This window comes from Zeimonas arvi, assembly GCF_008039575.1.
Lineage (GTDB): Bacteria > Pseudomonadota > Gammaproteobacteria > Burkholderiales > Burkholderiaceae_E > Zeimonas > Zeimonas arvi.
Genome location: NZ_VDUY01000005.1, coordinates 74,846 through 93,872, shown reverse-complemented (window position 1 = coordinate 93,872; position 19,027 = coordinate 74,846). Strand labels below are relative to the sequence as shown.

11 protein-coding genes are annotated in these 19,027 nt (G+C 71.8%); 8 read left to right on the top strand and 3 right to left on the bottom strand.

From position 1 onward, the window contains the following. Positions 1–33 precede the first annotated feature (33 nt). The 5 genes from FHP08_RS12870 to icmF all read left to right on the top strand — a co-directional run bounded on the left by FHP08_RS12870 (position 34) and on the right by icmF (position 10,923). Positions 34–1,206, top strand: coding sequence for an acyl-CoA dehydrogenase family protein (locus FHP08_RS12870; RefSeq protein WP_147704886.1), 1,173 nt, complete (start codon positions 34–36; stop codon positions 1,204–1,206). Continuing rightward, positions 1,203–2,342 (top strand): acyl-CoA dehydrogenase family protein, encoded by a 1,140-nt coding sequence (locus tag FHP08_RS12865; protein ID WP_147704885.1) that lies wholly within the window; start codon positions 1,203–1,205, stop codon positions 2,340–2,342. The genes FHP08_RS12870 and FHP08_RS12865 overlap by 4 nt, the downstream gene beginning before the upstream one ends. 48 nt (positions 2,343–2,390) lie before the next feature. Next, positions 2,391–6,854 (top strand): RHS repeat-associated core domain-containing protein, encoded by a 4,464-nt coding sequence (locus FHP08_RS12860; protein ID WP_147704884.1) that lies wholly within the window; start codon positions 2,391–2,393, stop codon positions 6,852–6,854. A gap of 11 nt (positions 6,855–6,865) precedes the next feature. Next, a complete protein-coding gene (locus FHP08_RS12855; RefSeq protein WP_147704883.1) occupies positions 6,866–7,393 on the top strand; it encodes a hypothetical protein in 528 nt (175 codons plus the stop codon). Positions 7,394–7,572: 179 nt separating this feature from the next. Further along, entirely contained in the window at positions 7,573–10,923 is a 3,351-nt protein-coding gene (icmF, locus tag FHP08_RS12850) for a fused isobutyryl-CoA mutase/GTPase IcmF (RefSeq protein WP_147704882.1), read from the top strand. A 51-nt stretch (positions 10,924–10,974) separates the two neighbouring features. Here icmF and FHP08_RS12845 read toward each other — a convergent pair whose 3' ends face one another. Beyond that, positions 10,975–11,538, bottom strand: coding sequence for a DUF2917 domain-containing protein (locus FHP08_RS12845; protein ID WP_187272290.1), 564 nt, complete (start codon positions 11,536–11,538; stop codon positions 10,975–10,977). Between the two features lie 197 nt (positions 11,539–11,735). On the opposite strand from FHP08_RS12845, the gene FHP08_RS12840 reads away from it, so the two are divergent. Beyond that, a complete protein-coding gene (locus FHP08_RS12840) occupies positions 11,736–13,262 on the top strand; it encodes an aminotransferase-like domain-containing protein (RefSeq protein ID WP_147704880.1) in 1,527 nt (508 codons plus the stop codon). A 222-nt stretch (positions 13,263–13,484) separates the two neighbouring features. Next, complete coding sequence (locus tag FHP08_RS12835) at positions 13,485–14,489, top strand: Bug family tripartite tricarboxylate transporter substrate binding protein (protein ID WP_147704879.1); 1,005 nt, start codon at positions 13,485–13,487, stop codon at positions 14,487–14,489. Between the two features lie 16 nt (positions 14,490–14,505). On the opposite strand, the gene FHP08_RS12830 is transcribed toward FHP08_RS12835, so the two are convergent. Beyond that, positions 14,506–16,236, bottom strand: a complete 1,731-nt coding sequence (locus FHP08_RS12830) for an ABC transporter ATP-binding protein/permease (protein WP_147704878.1) — start codon at positions 16,234–16,236, stop codon at positions 14,506–14,508. Positions 16,237–16,310: 74 nt separating this feature from the next. On the opposite strand from FHP08_RS12830, the gene FHP08_RS12825 reads away from it, so the two are divergent. Continuing rightward, positions 16,311–17,372 carry an AI-2E family transporter gene (locus FHP08_RS12825; protein ID WP_147704877.1) on the top strand — a complete coding sequence of 354 codons (1,062 nt, stop codon included), beginning with the start codon at positions 16,311–16,313 and terminating at the stop codon, positions 17,370–17,372. A 209-nt stretch (positions 17,373–17,581) separates the two neighbouring features. Here the strand turns inward: FHP08_RS12825 and FHP08_RS12820 are convergent, their stop codons facing one another. Then, positions 17,582–19,015: a Do family serine endopeptidase gene (locus FHP08_RS12820; protein WP_147704876.1), complete on the bottom strand. Its 1,434-nt coding sequence runs from the start codon at positions 19,013–19,015 to the stop codon at positions 17,582–17,584. Positions 19,016–19,027 lie beyond the last annotated feature (12 nt).

The following is a 19,027-nucleotide window of genomic DNA, read 5'->3' as shown; positions in this document are numbered from 1 at the left end:
GCCTGTGTCGAAGCCGGCGACAATCGTGCCGGAATGGACGCCCTGACCCTGCCGCTGACCCGCATTCCGCCTGCCGACGAAGCGCTGCGCGGCGAGATCCGCGCCTTCGTGGAATCGGCGCTGGCCGGCATGCCGGCCGACGTTCGGGCGCGCGCCTGGCTGGGCTACGACCCCGCCTTCAGCCGCGCGCTGGCCGAGCGCGGCTGGGTCGGGCTGGCGCTGCCGCCCGAGTACGGTGGCGGCGGGCGCGGCGTGTTCGCGCGCTTCGTGCTGGTCGAGGAACTGCTCTCGCGCGGGGCGCCGGTGCTGATGCACTGGATCGCCGACCGGCAGAGCGGCCCGATGATCGCGCGCTTCGGCACCGAGGCGCAGAAGCGCCTCTACCTTCCGAAGATCTGTCGCGCCGAGATCGGGTTCTGCATTGGCCTGAGCGAGCCGAACGCGGGCTCGGACCTGGCCTCGGTGCGCACGCGGGCGGTTCGCGGGGCCAAGGGCTGGCGCCTGAACGGCCGCAAGATCTGGACGACCAATGCCCATCACGCGCAGTACATGATCGCCCTGGTGCGCACTTCGGGCAGCGCGGCCGACCGCCACGCGGGGCTGTCGCAGATGATCGTGGACCTGTCGGCGCCCGGCGTCACGGTCCGGAGCATCCGCGACCTGACCGGCGATGCCCACTTCAACGAGGTCTTCTTCGACGACGTGCTGCTGTCCGACGAGGCACTGATCGGCGAAGAGGGGCAGGGCTGGACGCAGGCCAACGCCGAGCTCGCCTTCGAGCGCAGCGGCCCGGAGCGGCTCTTGTCCGCGCAGGTGCTGGTCGACGAGTGGTTCGCCTGGCTGCGCGGGTCGAGTGGGTCGGGCGATCCGCCCGCGGCCCAGGTCGCGGCGCTGGGCGCGATCTACGCGAGGCTGGTCACGCTGCGCGCGATGTCGCTGGCGGTGGCCGCGCGGATCGACGCGGGCGAGTCGCCGATGCTGGCGGCCGCGCTGGTCAAGGACCTGGGCACGCTGGTCGAGCAGGAGATTCCGGCCACGCTGGCCGACCTGCTGGCCGAGTCGCCCGATGGCAGGGGCGCCCGGCCGCCGGCGGTGCTGATGCGCACGCTGGCCTACGTGTCGCAGATGTCGCCCACCTTCTCGCTGCGCGGCGGCACTCGCGAGATCCTGCGCGGCGTGATCGCCCGGGGGCTGGCGCTGCGATGACCGTGCGCGACCAGATTGCCGAAACGGTGGCGCGGATCGCCGCCGATCACTGCGGGACCGGCGTGGTGCGGCAGGCGGAGCGCGCGGCGTCGGTCGGCGGGGGTGCAGGTTCCTCAGCCAGCAGGGGCATTGGTCCTGTCGAGTCCCTCTGGCGCGAGCTGGCGGCGGCGGGGCTGGATCGCGCGACCGCGCCCGAATCCGTCGCTGGCGCAGGGCTCGCCTGGCGCGACGCCCTGCCGCTGGCGATCGCGGTCGGCGAGTTCGCCCTGCCGGTGCCCCTGGTTGAGACGCTGGCCGCGCACGCGCTGGCAGCGGCGGCGGGAGCTGCGCTGCCGGATTCGAGCACGCCGCGCGCTGGCATTGCCGACGGCGCCAGTCTCCCCGGCGCGGCCGGCTTCGCGCGGGTGGCGCGCGACGGCGGCACGCTGGTGGCCGAATCGGTGGCCTGGGGCGACCGGGTCGGGACGGTGATCGGCGTCGATGCGCAGGGCGGCGTGCGCCTGCTCGACGCCGCGCTCGCGACGCGCGACGACGCGCGCAACCCGGCCGGCGAGATCCGCTCGCGCATGGTGTGGCGCGAGCCGCCCGAGTCGGTCGGATCGATGGCCGGCGATGCGCTTGCCGCCCTGGGCGCCGCGTTGCGCGCCGCGCAGCTCGCCGGCGCCATGCGCCGCGTGCTGGCGATGACGGTGCGCTATGCCGGCGAGCGCGAGCAGTTCGGCCGGCCCATCGGGCGCTTCCAGGCGGTGCAGCAGCAGGTGGCCTTGATGGCCGAGCTGGTGGTGCAGGCCACGATCGGCGCGGAGCTGGCCTTCGATGGCGACGACCTGCTGCCCGACCCGGTGCGCGCGGCCTGCGCCAAGCAGGTGGCCAGCGCCAACGCGCTGCAGTGCGCCGCCATCGCCCACGCGGTGCACGGGGCGATCGGCGTCACCGAGGAGTACGACCTGCAATTGTTCACGCGGCGCTTGCGCGCCTGGGCGGCAGAGTGGGGCGGCGCCCATCACTGGGCCGCGGTGCTGGGGCGCGGCCTGCTCGCGGGCGGGCGCGCCTCGGTCTGGCACGCAGTGATCGACGCGAGCGCGGGGTCGTTTGCCGATCCGGCCGCTGATCCGACCTCGGGACGAACGGACTAGGCCGCAGGTTCGATTGTCGGCCCGCGCCGGCGAGCCTAGCTTGGCGGCATGAAGAACGCCGCTCCATGCGCTCCGCAACCGCTTGCCCGGCAGGCGGCAAGGCCTCCGGCCCGCCCGCCCGTCGTCCTGCTGGCGATCCTCGCCTGCCTGCTCCTGTCGGCCCCGGTTGCGCCGTCGCGCGCCGCCTCGGTCTGCGCTGCGGCGGGCGGTGCGCCCGGCCCCCTGATCGGGCTCGGCGACGCCGGCTTCGGCGGGATCGGTCCCGGCGCCGGAAGCCTGTCGAGTCAATCGCCGAACCAGCTGGTCTCGGGCCTGGTCGGTGCGTCGCCGCCGCCGCGCAGCTGCCAGGCGCCGGCCTCGGGTCGCACGGACGCTGCCGGGTCGAGCGCTTCGCCCGGAGTGGGCGAGCCCGCGAGCCTGCCCGCGATCTTCCCCGGGCAAGCGGCCGGCAACCCGGTCGATCTGGTCACCGGCAACAAGTACCAGCGGGTGCTCGATGTCGTGCTGCCCGATCCCGAGTCCGGCCTGCAGGCCGCGTTGCTGGATGCGCTGGGGGCCGACGCCGCGCACGCGCTCGGCGAGGCCTGGCAGCCCTTCGAGCCGCTGCGCCTGGCCTTCACTCGCCACTACAACAGCCGCTTCGATGCCGCCGGGCCGCTCGGTCCGGGCTGGCGCCACGGCTACGAAACCGCGCTGGCGCGCCTGCGGGGTCCGGCCGGCGTCGAGCTGCAGGTGGTGCAGGCGGACGGGCGCAGGCTGGTGTTCCGTGCGGACCCGAAGCGCTCGGGGACCTTCGCCGGCCTTGCGTCCGGCAGCGGCAGCATCGTCGAGCAGCCAGGCGCCAGCCTGCCCTGGGCCTGGCGCTGGGTGGACGGCCGCGTGTTGCGCTTCGACCTTCAAGGTGCGCTGGCCCGCATCGAGGCGCCCGACGGCGACAGGCTGTCGCTGCAGCGCGATCCCCGCGGGCGGCTGGCCGAAATCCGAGATGCGTCGGGCCGGGCGCTCGAGCTCGCCTATGCCGGCGAGCGGCTGTCCGCGATCGTCTTGCCCGATGGGCTGCGCATCCGCTACGAGTACGACGTGCATGGGGTGCTCGCCGCGGCCCGCTACCCCGATGGGCGCGCGCTACGGCACCACTACGAAGACCTGCAGGCCTTCCATCTGCTCACCGGCATCGAGCGGCCCGATGGCCGCCGCAGCCGCTATCGCTACGACGACCTGCGGCGGGTGATCGAGTCGCGGCCCGAGGATGGGCAGGACACCGGCGCCCTGGTCTTCGGCTGGGCGCCGCCACCGGTTGCGGGGGCGGTCGGACGAACCACGGTCACCGAAGGCGAGCGGGTGTCGACCTGGCGTTGGCAGGTCGATCTGCAGACCGGATCGGCGGCCCTGCTGTCCATGGATGGCCAGGCCTGCACGAGCTGCCCGCCGCTGCCGGCATCCTCGCCTGGGGTCATTTCAGGGCCGACTCAGCCGCAGCGAGTGGTCACTTACGGTGTCTTCGGCTTGCCGGCGGAAGCCCGAATCACCGGGCAGGCCCGGCGCCCCGATGAGCCGTCGACGACCCTTTCCATGCACCTGCGCTGGCAGCGTCATGGGGCAGGCCCGCTGGCCGGCAAGCTCGCCTGGGTCGAGCGCCTGTCGCCCGACGGTCGCGCTGCGCGCACCGTGTTCCGGCACGACAAGGCCAGGCGGCTGATCGGAATCGAGCGGCCCGAAGGCTTGACGGAAACGATCGATCGCGACGCCCTGGGCCGTGCCGTCGTGCGGATCGGGCCCGATCTCGCGCGGCGTGCGGCGCGCTTCGACGCCACGTGGCGGCTGGTCGAATGGCGCATCCGGGACGCGGTGACGACGGTCGCATGGAACGACCAGGGCCTGCCGAGCTCGATCGCCTGGCCGGCAGGCGACCGCTGGGCGCTGGACTGGCGCGCGGGGGAGGTTTCGATCCGATCGGACCGGGGCTGGCTGGCGAGCGCGGTCGGCGATCGCACTGCGGTCGCGCCTGCGCACGGCGCTTCGCCTGGCAAGGGGTCGCCGCGCGGCGTCCCGGTCGCGCTGGCCGGGGCGGCGCCGCATCCCTTCGTCGTCGACGGGGCCGGGCGGCGCACCGATCTGCGCCACGACGACTTCGGTCGCCTGGTCGAGGAGCGGTCCGCCGACGCCGGGTGGCGGCGTTACCGGCACGATCCCTGGGGCCGGGTCGAGCGTATCGACTCGGGCGGCGGTTTCGTCGAGATCCGGCGCCACGATCTGGCCGGCCGCCTGATCGAGCGCGAGCAACTCGGCGGCGGCGAGCGCACCGTGACCCGCTTCGCCTGGCAGGGTGAGCTGCTGACGGGCATCGATCATCCCGGTCAGCGGACCCGCGTCGTGCACGATGCGCTCGGCCGGGTCAGCGAGATCGTCGACGAGATCGGCGGAACTGCCCATCGCTGGAGCTTCGCCCGCGATGCGCGCGAGCGCATCGTGTCGCGCGGCCTGCCGGGCGGCGGCCGGATCGACTACGACTACGACCGCCAGGGCAGGCCGGTCGCAATGCGATTTGCCGCCTCGCCTGGCGCCGCCGGCGTTCCGATCGTCGATGCGGTGCGCTACCGCGGCGGCCGCGCCATCGCCTGGCGCTACGGAAACGGCACCCGCTTCGAGCGCCGCGACGATGCCGCCGGCAGGCCGCTCGAATGGACCTGGCGGGGGCGCGAGCCGCTGCCGGCCTGGCGCTATCGATGGCGTGCCGACGGACTGCCGGCCAGCATCTCCGATTCCAGCCAGGAGCGGCGCCTGGGCTGGGACGCGCTCGGCCGGCTCATCGTCGACGAGCGGCGCGCCAGCCCGCGCGAGAACGAGCCGGTGCGCGAGTTCTTCGCCTGGGACCTCGCCGGCGACCTGCGCTACGCCCGGGGTCGCGATGGCCGCGACTGGGCGGCCGACCGCGACCTGGCGCCGCACGACGCCGACGGGAGAGCGCGTCGCCACGGTGGCCTCGAACTTCGCCGCGGGGCGGCGGGCCGAATCGTCGAGGTGGTCGATCAGGCGCGCCCGGTGGCTCGCTATGCGTACAACGCCGCCGGCGAGCGGATCTCGCGGCGGGTCGGTGCAAGCGAGACCGGCTACCTCTATCGCGGTCGCGCGCTGGCCGCCGAAACCGGACAGGGCGGCGGCCTGCGCCGCCACTACCTGCGCTGGATGGGCGCGCCGGTCGCGATCGTCGACCTGCAGGACTCCGGACCGGTCGTGTCCTGGCTGCACGCCGATCACCTCGGCACGCCGCACGCGGCCACCGATGCGGCCGGCCGCCGGGTCTGGCAGGGCGAGTACCTGGCCTTCGGCGGGCTCGCGGCCGAAGGCGGCCCACTGCGCCAGCCATTGCGATTCGCCGGCCAGCATCACGATCCCGAGACCGGGTTGCACGACAACTACCAGCGCAGCTACGACCCCGCGACCGGCCGCTACCTGGAGCCCGATCCGCTCGGCCTCGCCGGCGGGCTGAATCGTTTCGCCTACGCCGACGGCAATCCGGTGCTGGGCGGCGATCCGCTGGGGTTGATCCTGTTCGCCTTCGACGGCACCAACAACGCGGCCACGCCGCCGGGACAGGACGACCAGTCGAACGTTCGGAAGTTCTTCGAGCTCTACGAAGGCAAGGCCTGGTACATGACCGGCGTCGGCCTCGACGATCCGGGCAGCGGGATCCTCACCAACGCGCTCGACCCGCTGAACGGCAACACGGCGCGAGCCCGGGTCGACTTCATGCTCGGCGAGCTCGACGCCTACATGGGCGACGGTCGCATCGGCGAGACCATCGCGATCGACGTCGTCGGCTTCTCGCGCGGGGCGGCGATGGCGCGGGACTTCGTCAACCGCGTCGCGCGCCTCGACGCCGAACGCTACTGGTGGCTGAAGGGCTTCTGCGTCGACCTGCGCTTCCTGGGGCTGTGGGACACGGTGGCGCAGTTCGGGCAGAACGGCAGCGACAATCAACGCTGGCAGCTCGGCATCCCCTCGGCGGTGGGGGCCGCGTATCACGCGGTGGCGCTCAACGAGCACCGCTCGCTGTTCCCGCTGGAAGGCGCGGCCGGCTCGGCGGTGATCGAGCGCGGATTCGTGGGCAGCCATGCCGACGTCGGCGGTGGCAATGCCGAAGGCGACCTCTCCGACATCTCGCTCGCCTGGATGACCCGGATGGCCGCGCAGGCCGGCGTGTCGATGAAGGCGCTTCCGGCCGACTGGCAGCGGGTCGACGCGCCGATCCTGCACGACCGGAACTACGACGCCGCCGGCGACCGCCGGGTCGACGTGCGCGATGCCTCCGGCCGCATCGTGTCGCGCACCACCCAGCGCGCCGCCCCGATCCCGGGCATGGACTGGTCGGCCTCTCAGCCCTTCCTGATCGTGCCGCCCAGCCGCGAGCGCGATGCCTACGGCAAGCTGTCCATCGTCGGCTCGGTCGATCTCGACGCCTACTCCCGATGGCTTGCCGAGAACTACGGCGTGCAACTGGCCGCGCGATGAAGGTCAGCCCGATGAAGCCGGGGGCCGCCGCGCCGGTGGACATCGCCAGGCGCGGCGCGCTGCGGCGCGGCGTGGCGCTGGCGCCGACGGCCTTGCTGCTCGCCGGCTGCCTGCGGCGCGACCCGGCGATCGGCGTGGAGCTGGTCTACGAATCGACGACCCCGGCGGCGGTGACCGATCTCTGGTTCGACGTGATCCGGATCCTGGGCGGGCGCCTGACCGCGCTCCATATCGGGCCGGATGGTTGGAAGCGCGAAGCCCGCCAGCTCCCTCCCGCCCCGGACCCGGTTCCCGCCGTGGTCCGCGCCCGCTGGCGCTACGAAGCCATCGACCCGGTCGACGAGGCCGCCCTGCAGGGCCTGCCCGACGATCGCCTGCCCTGGCGCGAGGCACAGGACTCGGCCGCGCTGCGCGAGGCCATGTCGCCCGATGCACTGACGCTGCTTCGCCGCGAGCCCGATCGCCACCGGCTTCGGCTGGCCATGGTCTTCGACCGAGAGCGCCTGCTGCTGCGCTGGCAGGTGCGCCGCTGGCGCTGAGGCCGGCGTCAATTGACGTTTACGTCAACGTAAGTTAGCGTGACGCCTCGCGTGCGCCGCCGCGCCGCGCGATACTTCGAACGATACGTCCGAAAATTCTCCGCGGCTTCGCACCGATCGCGGCCCCAGCCGGGCTGTCCCGGTTCGACGCCGGCCGCCCAGCGCGCAGGAAACCGACCATGACCGACCTGTCCGACCAGAAGCAGCTCGCCGACTACCGGATGAAGAACCGGGTGCGTTTCGTGACTGCCGCCTCGCTGTTCGACGGCCACGACGCCTCGATCAACATCATGCGGCGCATCCTGCAGAGCAAGGGCGCCGAGGTGATCCACCTGGGCCACAACCGGTCGGTGCGCGAGGTGGTCGACTGCGCGCTGCAGGAAGACGCGCACGCGATCGCCATCTCCTCCTACCAGGGCGGCCACGTCGAGTACTTCAAGTACATGATCGACCTGCTGCGCGAGGCCGGCGCCGGCCACGTGAAGGTCTTCGGCGGCGGCGGCGGCGTGATCGTGCCGGCCGAGATCGCCGAACTGCACGCCTACGGCGTCGAGCGCATCTACAGCCCCGAGGACGGCCAGCGGATGGGCTTGCAGGGCATGATCGCCGACATGATCCGACGCTGCGACATCGATCTGTCGCAGTTCGCGCCCGCCGACCTCCAGGCGCTGGTGGCGCCCGACGCGGCGCGCGAGGGAGAAGCCGACCCCGCGACCTGCGACCGGCTGGCCGAGTCGCGCCGCGCGCTGGCCCAGGCCATCACCGCGCTCGAGCTGGGCCACATGGAAGGCCGGATGGACGAGGCGCAGTTCGCAGCCTGGCGCGCCGAACTGCACAGGCGGGCCGACACGGTCGCCACCCCCACGCTGGGCATCACCGGCACCGGCGGCGCCGGCAAGTCCAGCCTGACCGACGAGCTGATCCGGCGCTTTCGCCTCGACCAGGACGACCGGCTGCGGCTGGCGGTGATCTCGGTCGACCCCACCCGACGCAAGAGCGGCGGCGCGCTGCTCGGCGATCGCATCCGCATGAACGCGATCGACCACCCGAACGTGTTCATGCGCTCGCTGGCCACCCGCGAGGCCGGCAGCGAGATCAGCCAGGCCCTGCCCGACGCGATCGCCGCCTGCAAGGTGGCCGGCTTCGACCTGATCGTCGTCGAGACCTCGGGCATCGGGCAGGGCGACGCGGCAATCGTGCCGCTGGTCGATTCCACGCTCTACGTGATGACGCCCGAGTTCGGCGCCGCCAGCCAGCTAGAGAAGATCGACATGCTCGACTTCGCCGACTTCGTGGCCATCAACAAGTTCGACCGCAAGGGCGCGATGGACGCGCTGCGCGACGTCTCCAAGCAGTACCAGCGCAACCGCGAGCTGTTCACGAAGCGCCCCGAGGAGATGCCGGTGTTCGGCACCCAGGCCTCGCGCTTCAACGACGACGGGGTCACCGCGCTCTACCAGGGCATGCTGCCGCGGCTTGTCGAGCTTGGGCTGAAGCTGCCGCAGCCCGGGCGCCTGCCGAAGGCCGACGGCCGCCACTCGTCGAGCCAGGTCGTCATCGTGCCGCCGCAGCGCATCCGCTACCTGGCCGACGTGGCCGACACGGTGCGCGGCTACAAGCGCCGCGCGCGAGAGCAGGCCCGGTTCGCCCGCGAGGTGCAGCAGCTGCGCGAGTCCGCCCGCATGCTGCGCGAGGACGACGCCGAGAAGAGCGGCGCACGCACGACCGTGGAGGCCCTGGCCGCGAAGCGCGAGGCCTTGCTCGACCCGGCCGCGAAGAAGCTGCTCGCCATGTGGCCCGACATGCGGAAGGCCTACGCCGGCGACGAATACGTGGTGAAGATCCGCGACAAGGAGATCCGGACGAAGCTCACCTACAGCTCGCTGTCCGGCACGAAGATCCGCAAGGTCGTGCTGCCGGCCTATGAGGACCACGGCGAGCTGCTCAAGTGGCTGATGCTCGAGAACGTGCCCGGCTCCTTTCCCTACACCGGCGGCGTGTTCGCATTCAAGCGCGAGAACGAGGACCCGACCCGGATGTTCGCCGGCGAGGGCGATCCCTTCCGCACCAACCGCCGCTTCAAGCTGCTGTCCGAAGGCATGCCGGCCAAGCGCCTGTCGACCGCCTTCGACTCGGTCACCCTCTACGGCCACGATCCGGACCTGCGGCCCGACATCTACGGCAAGGTCGGCAACTCGGGCGTGAGCATCGCCACGCTCGACGACATGAAGGTGCTGTACTCGGGCTTCGACCTCTGCGATCCGGCGACGAGCGTCAGCATGACGATCAACGGCCCGGCGCCCACGATCCTGGCCATGTTCATGAACACCGCGATCGACCAGCAGGTCGAGAAGTTCGAGCGCGAGAACGGCCGACAGCCCACCGACGACGAGCACCAGAAGATCCGCGAGTGGACGCTGTCCACCGTGCGCGGCACGGTGCAGGCCGACATCCTGAAGGAAGACCAGGGCCAGAACACCTGCATCTTCAGCACCGAGTTCTCGCTCAAGGTCATGGGCGACATCCAGGAGCATTTCGTCCACCACGACGTGCGCAACTTCTACTCGGTGAGCATCAGCGGCTATCACATCGCCGAGGCCGGCGCGAACCCGATCAGCCAGCTCGCCTTCACGCTGTCGAACGGCTTCACCTTCGTGGAGGCCTACCTCGCGCGCGGCATGCACATCGACGACTTCGCGCCGAACCTCAGTTTCTTCTTCTCCAACGGCATGGATCCGGAGTACACGGTGCTCGGGCGCGTGGCGCGCCGGATCTGGGCGGTCGCGATGAAGGAGCGCTACGGCGCCAACGAGCGCAGCCAGAAGCTCAAGTACCACTGCCAGACCAGCGGCCGCAGCCTGCACGCGCAGGAGATCGACTTCAACGACATCCGCACCACGCTGCAGGCGCTGATCGCCACCTACGACAACGCGAACTCGCTGCATACCAACGCCTACGACGAGGCGATCACCACCCCCACCGAGGAGAGCGTGCGGCGCGCGATGGCGATCCAGCTGATCATCAACCGCGAGTGGGGCCTGGCCAGGAACGAGAACCCGAACCAGGGCGCCTTCGTCATCGACGAGCTGACCGAGCTGGTCGAGGAGGCGGTGCTGGCCGAGTTCGAGCGCATCGCCGAGCGCGGCGGCGTGCTTGGCGCCATGGAGACCGGCTACCAGCGCGGCAAGATCCAGGACGAGTCGATGCACTACGAGATGCTCAAGCACACCGGCGAGCATCCGATCATCGGCGTGAACACCTTCCGCAACCCGCACGGCGACCCGACCCCGCAGACGCTCGAGCTCGCGCGCTCCACCGAGGAAGAGAAGCAGAACCAGCTGAAGCGGCTGGCCGACTTCCACGCCCGCAACGCGAGCCAGGCGCCCGCGATGCTGCAGCGCCTGAAGGACACGGTGATCGACAACGGCAACGTGTTCGCGGTGCTGATGGACGCGGTGCGAGTCTGCTCGCTGGGCCAGATCACCAACGCGCTGTTCGAGGTGGGCGGGCAGTACCGGCGGAGCATGTAGCCGCCGTTGCCGCCGGCTGCCTTGGGCGACCGCTGGCGCAGGGGCCGACCGCTAGCGCAGGAACTCCAGTCGCCGGGCGATCTCCCCGGCGGCGCCCTGCGCCGACCGGTACGCGCGCGCGGCCTCGATCACGCGATCGGGCGCGCCGATGTCGCGCAGCATGTGTTCGCTTGCCTCGAGCAGCCGCCGATCGAGGCGGCCTCGCCGCCAGGCGGGCGGCGCGTCGCGCGTCGCCTGCCGGGCCGGGACGAACCTGACGAGCGTCGCGCCCGGGTCGTCGCCGCCTATCCTCGCCACGCTGCCGGGCTGCAGGGCCAGCGATTCGCCGCGGGCGACGAAGTGATCGGCCGGGTCGCCGTCGACCGTGACCCAGGCGCGTCCGCGCAGCACGACGATGCGGCCGACCGCCGCGATTCGCAGCGAAGCGAGCTCGTCGGCGGCGAGCCGCAGGAGCCGCTCGTCCTCGGCCATGGCCCGCGCCGCGCGCGGGCGGGGCAGTGCGAGCAAGTGGCCTGACAGGCGGGCCAGGACCCGGGCCAGCAGCCGCTCGGAGGGGCGAACCCGCTGGCGGGCCGGCAGACGGGGAAGAACGCGGGGGAAGGTCTGGGCGAACATGGCATCGCTCCTCGGTGGGGCTTGCGATGCGTCGATCGTGGCCGGTCGCCAGCGGCGCGCCCAGCCGCAGGGTCGCCCCAGCCCGGCAGGCACAGCCGCCTTCGCCGGGCGTCTGTATCTGCCGGCTCCGCAGGCATCTGTCATTGGCGCGGTGCGCCCGACCGGTACAGAATGGCGTGTCCGGAGGGATCACAGACATGGACACCGCACTCGACCACCCGACAGTCCAGGGCCGGGCCGAGCCCGGCCACGGCAACGGCTCCGCGGCGAGCCGCGACGGCGGCGTCCTCTACCTGAGCATCGCCGAGACGCTCGCCCGCTCGATCCGCAGCGGCGCGATGCGCCGCGGCGAGCGCGTGCCCTCGGTGCGCGAGCTCGCCCGCCAGCACGGGGTGTCGCTGTCGACCGCCACGCAGGCCTATCGCTCGCTCGAGGACGCCCGGCTGATCGAGGCGCGGCCTCGCTCCGGCTACTTCGTTGCCGCGCGGCCGCGGTCGCTGCCCGAGCCCGACACGTCGCGCCCGCCGGCGGTGTCGACGCGGGTCGATCGTTCCGCCCTGACCGCCGAGGTCATGCGCATCGCCGAGGACCCAGGCTACCTGTCCTTCGGCGCCGCCTGCCCCGCCGCCTCGCTCTTCGACGAGACGAAACTGCGCCGCGCCGTCGCCCGGTCGGTCCAGCGCCATCGGCAGACCCTCGCCGAGTACCGCGTCGGTCCCGGTCACGAGGCGGTGCGCCGCGCGATCGCGCGGCATGCGCTGAGGCTGGGATCGGTGATCGACCCGCAGCAGCTGCTGGTGACCAACGGCTGCCTCGAGGCCATCGTGCTGTGCCTTCGCGCCGTCACCCGGCCGGGCGACGTCGTTGCGCTCGAGTCTCCGACCTACTTCGGTTTCTTCGAGATCCTCGAGCAGCTCCACCTGCGCGCGCTGGAGATCCCGACCCATCCGCGCACCGGCATGGCGCTCGACGCGCTGCAGCTGGCCTTCGACACGCACGCGGTCAAGGCGGTCCTGACCGTGCCCACGCTCTCGAATCCGCTCGGCGCCAGCATGCCGCTGGCCGAGCGCAGACGGCTGGCGCGGATGGCCGCCCAGCGCGGCATCCCGGTGATCGAGGACGTCATCTACAACGACCTGTCGGAGCAGGACGACCGGCGCCGCAGCGTGCATTCGTTCGACGAGGGCGGCAACGTGATGCTCTGCGGTTCGTTCACCAAGACCCTGGCGCCGGGCATCCGGCTCGGCTGGATGGCGGCAGGCCGCTGGCACGCGCAGGTGCAGCGGATGAAGGCGGCGACCAGCGGCGGGCAGTCCACGGTCCTGGAGCTGGCGATGGCCGAGCTCCTGGGGCAGACGGGCATCGAATCGGGATACCGGCGCCTGCGCGCGACGATCGCGGCGCGAGTCGACGAGGCGCGCGAGATCGTCGCGCAGAGCTTTCCTCGCGGCACCCGGGTGACCGATCCGCCTGGCGGCTTCATCCTCTGGGCGGAGTTCCCGGAAGGTGTCGACACGCTGGAGTTGTGGCGGCGCTGCCTCGACGAGCGGATCTGCTTCGCGCCGGGAAACATGTTCAGCGCCAGCGACCGCTTCGGCCGCTTCGCCCGCTTCGGCGTCGGCGGCCGCTGGGACGATGCGCAGCGTGCCGCGCTGCGCCGGATCGGCGAGCTCGCGACGCGAATGCTGGCGGGCGGCGGCCGAGCGGGCGCGGCCGACGCATAGCGGCTTGCGCGACTGGAGGACGCTTCATGACGGCGTTCTGGGCAATCGGCATCGGCATCGCCTGCCTGATGCTGGCCGGGCTCGTCTGGTGGGTCGTGAAGAACTGGCGCGACGGCGATCGCTGACGAGCGCGCGCCGATCCCGGCCCGCCACGCGGCGCGAAGGGAAGCAGTAGCATTGAAGGTTTTCCGCCTTCCCGCTTTTCCCCTCTCCCCCGCGAACATGAACGAGAACGCTTCGAACCCCCGCCGCCGCCTGCTGGGCGCGCTGGCCGCTTCGCCCCTCGCCGGGCTGCCCCTCGCCGCCCGGCCCATCGACGCCGCAGCCCAGGCCTGGCCGTCGAAGCCGATCCGCTGGGTCGTCCCCTATCCGGCCGGCGGCGGTTCGGACTTCCTGGCGCGGCAGGTGGCGCCGCAGCTCGGCAAGCGGCTCGGCACCCAGGTCACCGTCGACAACCGCCCGGGCGCGGCCGGCATCATCGGCACCGAGATCGCGGCGCGCGCCCCGGCCGACGGCTACACGATCGTCTTCGGCGACAACGGCGCGATGGTCTTCAACCCGGCGCTCTACAGCCAGCTCCCCTACGAGCCAGCCGATTTCGCGCCGGTGGGCTTCATGGCCCGCTTTCCGCTGATCCTGGTCGCCGACCCGGCCAGCGGCTTCACCTCGGCCCGCCAGCTGATCGCCGAGGCGCGCCGCAATCCCGGCAAGTTCAGCTACGGATCGCCGGGCGCCGGCAGCCCGCACCACCTGGCCATGGAGCTGCTGAAGGACCGCGCCGGCCTGTACATCGTCCACGTGCCCTATCGCGGCACCGCGATGGCGATCCAGGACGTCATGGCCGGCACGATCCCGATGATGATCGTCGACACCGCCGGCGGGCTGGCGCAGATTCGCGCCGGCAAGGTCCGCGCGCTGGCCGTGCTGTCGAAGGAGCGCATTCCGCAGCTGCCCGACGTGCCCACGATCGCCGAGGCCGGTGTGTCCGGTATCGAGGTATTCGCGTGGCTGGCCATGTACGTGCCACAGGGCGCGCCGGCCGACATCGTGGGGCGGCTGAACCGCGAGATGCAGGCCACGCTCGGCGAGCCCGAGGTGCGCAAGGCGCTCGAGGACTTCGGCCTGCAGGTCGCGCCCTCGTCGCCGCAGGCGCTCGGCGCCTTCGTGGAGCGCGAGACCGCGATCTGGCACACGCTGATCCGCGAGCGCGGGCTGAAGATCGACTGAAGGCGGCGGGCTGCGTCTAGCCGAACGTGTAGCCCTCGGCCGGCAGCAGCTGCCAGCCGCCTACGCCCGAGAGTTCCAGCACCTGGGAATGGAACTTCAGCAGCGTCGGCCGGTGGCTGACGCTGACCGGCGTCGTGTGGGTGGCCTGCAGCTGCCGGTACAGGTTCTCCTCGTTGTCGGCATCGAGCGCGCTGGTCGCCTCGTCGAGCATGACGAAGTCCGGCTCCCGCAGCAGCACCCGTGCGAAGGCTAAGCGCTGCTGCTCGCCGACCGACAGCACTTTGGCCCAGTCCAGCTCCGCATCGAGACCGCCCGCGCGTCCCGCCAGCTCGGCCAGGTTCACGCGCTGCAGCAGCCGCCGAAGCGTGTCGTCGTCCACCCGCCGGCCGTCTTCGGGGTACAGAAGCTGCGCGCGAAGGCTCCCGAGCGCCATGTACGGCTGCTGCGGCAGGAACATGATGCGGTCGATCGGCGGGCACAGGATGCGGCCCTCGCCCGCCCGCCACAGGCCCGCGACCGCGCGCAGCAGGGAGCTCTTTCCGCAGCCGCTGCCGCCGACGATCATCAGCCCCTGCCCGGGATCCACGGACAGCGAGAGGTCACGCAGCAGGGTGCGCTCGCGACCCGGCGTCGTGACGGTGGCGCGCTCGAGCGCAAGTCGCGTCGCCTTCGCCACCTCGATCTCGATCAGCGACCCTGCTCGCGTTCCCTCGTCCCGCGGCGCGGCGAGCTCGCTGGCGAAGGTGTGCAGCCGGTCGATGCCCGCCGCGAAGCGGCTCAGGCCCTCGAAGTGCTCGACGATCACCGTCATCGCGCTGAGCACCGCCGCGAAGGCGCCGGCCGCCTGCACGGCGCGGCCGACCTCGAGCTCGCCGGCGATCACCCGCGAGGCGAGGATCGCGCTGGGCAGCACCACGGTCATCATGCTGAACCCGTACTGGCACAGGTTCAGCACGAACTGCTTGCGGATCAGCCGCCTGAAGTTGTCGAAGGCCGCGTCGAAGAAGCGCTTCGCCCGTGACGACTCCTGCGCCTCGCCGCGCTGGAACGCGATCGGCTCGGCGTGCTCGCGGATGCGCACCAGGCTGAACCGGAAGTCCGCCTCGCGCCGGATCTGCAGGTAGTTGAGCCCGATCAGGGCGCGGCCGAAGGCGACCGCGATGAACAGGTTGCCGGCAATCGCGTAGACCAGGAGAAAGTAGACGAGTTCCCGCGAGATCGACCACAGCACGCCGGTAAAGGCCACCAACTGGATCGAGGCACCGAGCCCGATCATCAGGAAGTAGAGCGACTCCTGCGTGAAGGACCGGATGTCCTCCGCGATCCGCTGGTCGGGGTTGTCGATGAGGCCCCGCGCGTTCAGTGCGTAGTAGGCGTGGTCCCCCAGGTAGCGCTCGAGAAAGCGGCTGGTCAGCCAGCGGCGCCAGTGGATGCCCAGGCTGTCGCGCACCCAGTAGTGGAGTGCGTAAGTCGGGACCACGACGAGCAGGATGACTACGCATTGGCGGATCGACAGCCAGAACCGGTCGGCATCGCGCGCCGCGAGTGCCGAGGTGAATTCGCCGGTCTGGCCGATCAGCGCCACGCTCAGGCCCGTCAGGGCGAGCAGCAGCAGAACCAGCAGGGCGAGGAATCCCCAGGCCCTGGACCGTTCTTCCGAAACCCAGTAGGGCTTCGCGATTTCCCAGAACCGCAGGAGCAGGCGGCGATTCAGGCCGGTGACGTGTGGATCCGCCGGGGCGTCCATGGAAGGCCAGGAGTGATGAAAGGATGATACTGCCGGCGGTGACCGTTCTCGGGTTTGAGGCATCATTCCGGGCGATGCAAGACCGTTTTACCGAAAAACTTTCGAACCGGCTGGTGCTGGGCCTCCTGCTCGGCGGCCTGCTGCTGCTCACCTGGAGCGTGGTCCGGCCCTTCGTGGTGCCGATGGTATGGGCTGCGATCCTCGCCTACGTGACCTGGCCGATGCTCGAGCGCATGCGCCGGCTGTTCCGGGGCCGGCGCACGCTGGCGGCCGCGGCCATGACCCTGCTGCTCGCGCTGGCCTTCGTGCTGCCCGCGGTCTGGCTCGCCTTGCTGCTGCGCACCGAGATGGCCAACGCCTACGCGGCGGTGGCCGGACTGCTGGCCAAGGGCCCGTACAAGCTGCCGGACTTCATCGCCGGCATCCCGCTGCTGGGCAGCTGGCTGCAGGAAACGCTCGACGGGCTCACCCGCGACCCTTCCGGCATTCGCGCGCAGCTCGCGCACTGGGTCGAGGCGAGCGCGGCCGAGTCGCTCAAGGTCATCGGCGGCGTGGGCCGCAACGTGGCCAAGCTGGCCTTCGCGCTGGTCACCGTGTTCTTCTTCTACCGCGACGGCGAGCGGGTGCTGGCGCAGGCGCAGCTGGTCCTCCACCGTTTCCTCGGCGCGCGGGTCGACCCCTACCTGAGCGCGGTCGGCAGCATGACCACCGCGGTGGTCTGGGGCCTGGTCGCCACCGCGCTCGCGCAGGGCGTGGTGGCCGGCCTCGGCTACTGGTGGTTCGGCGTGGCCGCGCCGGTGATGATGGGTGCGATCACCGCGGCGGTCGCGCTGATCCCCTTCGGCACGCCCTTCGTGTGGGGCAGCGTGGGGGCCTGGCTGATCGCCGACGGTCGCCTGTTCGACGGCATCGGCCTGCTGCTCTGGGGCGGACTGGTGGTCAGCTGGGTCGACAACCTGGTGCGGCCGCTGGTCATCAGCAACGCCACGCGCATTCCCTTCCTGCTGGTGATGTTCGGCGTGCTGGGCGGGCTCGCGGCCTTCGGGCTGGTCGGCCTGTTCCTGGGCCCGGTGATCCTCGCGGTGGTCATGGCCGTCTGGCGCGAGTGGATCGAGGAGTCGGTGAAGGCGGACTGAGGGGAAGCGCGCTCACGGAGGCTGCGCCGGCCGCTGGCCGGGCCATCGGCGTCGCCCCGGTGGACGGCGGCGGCACGCCGATCGACCAGGCCAGCGCGGTCGTCATCAGCATCGTCCGGGCCGCCGGGCGGGCGCTGCGCAGGGTGCGGTGCAGCCGACCGCCGATCTTCGCTCGATGCATCGTCATCGATCGTCTCCTGCATCGCGCTTCAGCCGAGCTGCACCGGCACGAAGATCCGCGCGTCACCGCGCTGCACCAGCAGCGCCACTTGGCGGTCGGTGCCCTTGGCCGCGGCGCGAAGCTGCTCGACCGTCTCGATCGGCTTGCCGTTGACCGACAGGATCACATCGCCGGGCTCGATGCCGGCGCGTTCGGCCGCGCCGGTCACGCCTTCGACGACCAGGCCGCCCTTCAGGCCCGCGGCCTTCCGTTCGGCGGGCCCGAGCGGCCTGACCGCCATGCCCAGGCGGCTCTCGCCGGCGTCGCCCGCCTGCGCCGCGTCGGCTGCGGCGACGCTGTCCTTGCTCTCGCCGAGCACCGCCTGCAACGCGATCTGCTTGCCTTCGCGCACGACCTGCAGGGTCACGCGATCGCCGGGCGCCGCCATCCCGATCCGGGCAGCGAGGTCGCCCGTGCGTTCGATCGGCGTCCCGTCGAGCGCGAGGACCACGTCGCCGGCGCGCAACCCCGCCTTCTCCGCCGCGCTGCCCGGGGCCACGCTGGACACCAGCGCGCCGTTCGGCGACTTCAGCGAGAACGACTCGGCCAGAGCCTGGTTCAGCTCCTGCACGGTCACGCCCAGCCGGGCGTGGCGCACCGTGCCGGTCGCCAGCACCTGGTCGCGCACGCGGATCGCCACGTCGATCGGGATCGCGAACGACAGGCCCTGGTAGCCGCCGGTGCGCGACCAGATCTGCGAATTGATGCCCACCACCCGGCCCTGCGCGTCGAACAACGGCCCGCCCGAGTTGCCGGGATTGACCGCCACGTCGGTCTGGATGAAGGGCACGTAGGCGTCGCCGGGCAGCGAGCGCCCCTTGGCGCTGACGATCCCCGAGGTGGCGCTCTGCTCGAAGCCGAAGGGCGAGCCGATGGCCAGCACGTAGTCGCCCACGCCCAGCGCGGCGGGGTCGCCGATCACCACCGTCGGCAGTCCGCTGGCCTCGATCTTCAGCACCGCCACGTCGGTGGCCGGGTCCACGCCCAGCACCTTCGCCTCGAACTCCCGGCGGTCGGCCAGCTTGACGGTGACCGTGCTCGCATCCCGGACCACGTGGGCGTTGGTCAGGATCACGCCGTCGGGGCTCACGATGAAGCCCGAGCCCTGGCCCTGGACCGGCACCTCGCCGCGCGGCACCGGCGCGAAGGGCAGGCCGCGATAGAAGCGGAAGAAGGGATCGTTCTCGAAGTCCGGGTTGGGCTGGCGAGACACGGGGACCTTGCCCTCGACAGTCACGCCGACCACCGCCGGACCGTATCGCTCGACGATCGCCCGGTAGTCGGGTGCGCTGGTCGGCGCCACGGTCGCAGCGGCTGCCTGAAGGTGCGGCGCGCCGGCACCGTAGCCGGAGGCGGCCGTCGCGCCGCCGGCGCCGATCACGCTGGCCGCGGCCAGCGCAAGAACGACGGATTTCGTCTTCATCATCGACCTCTC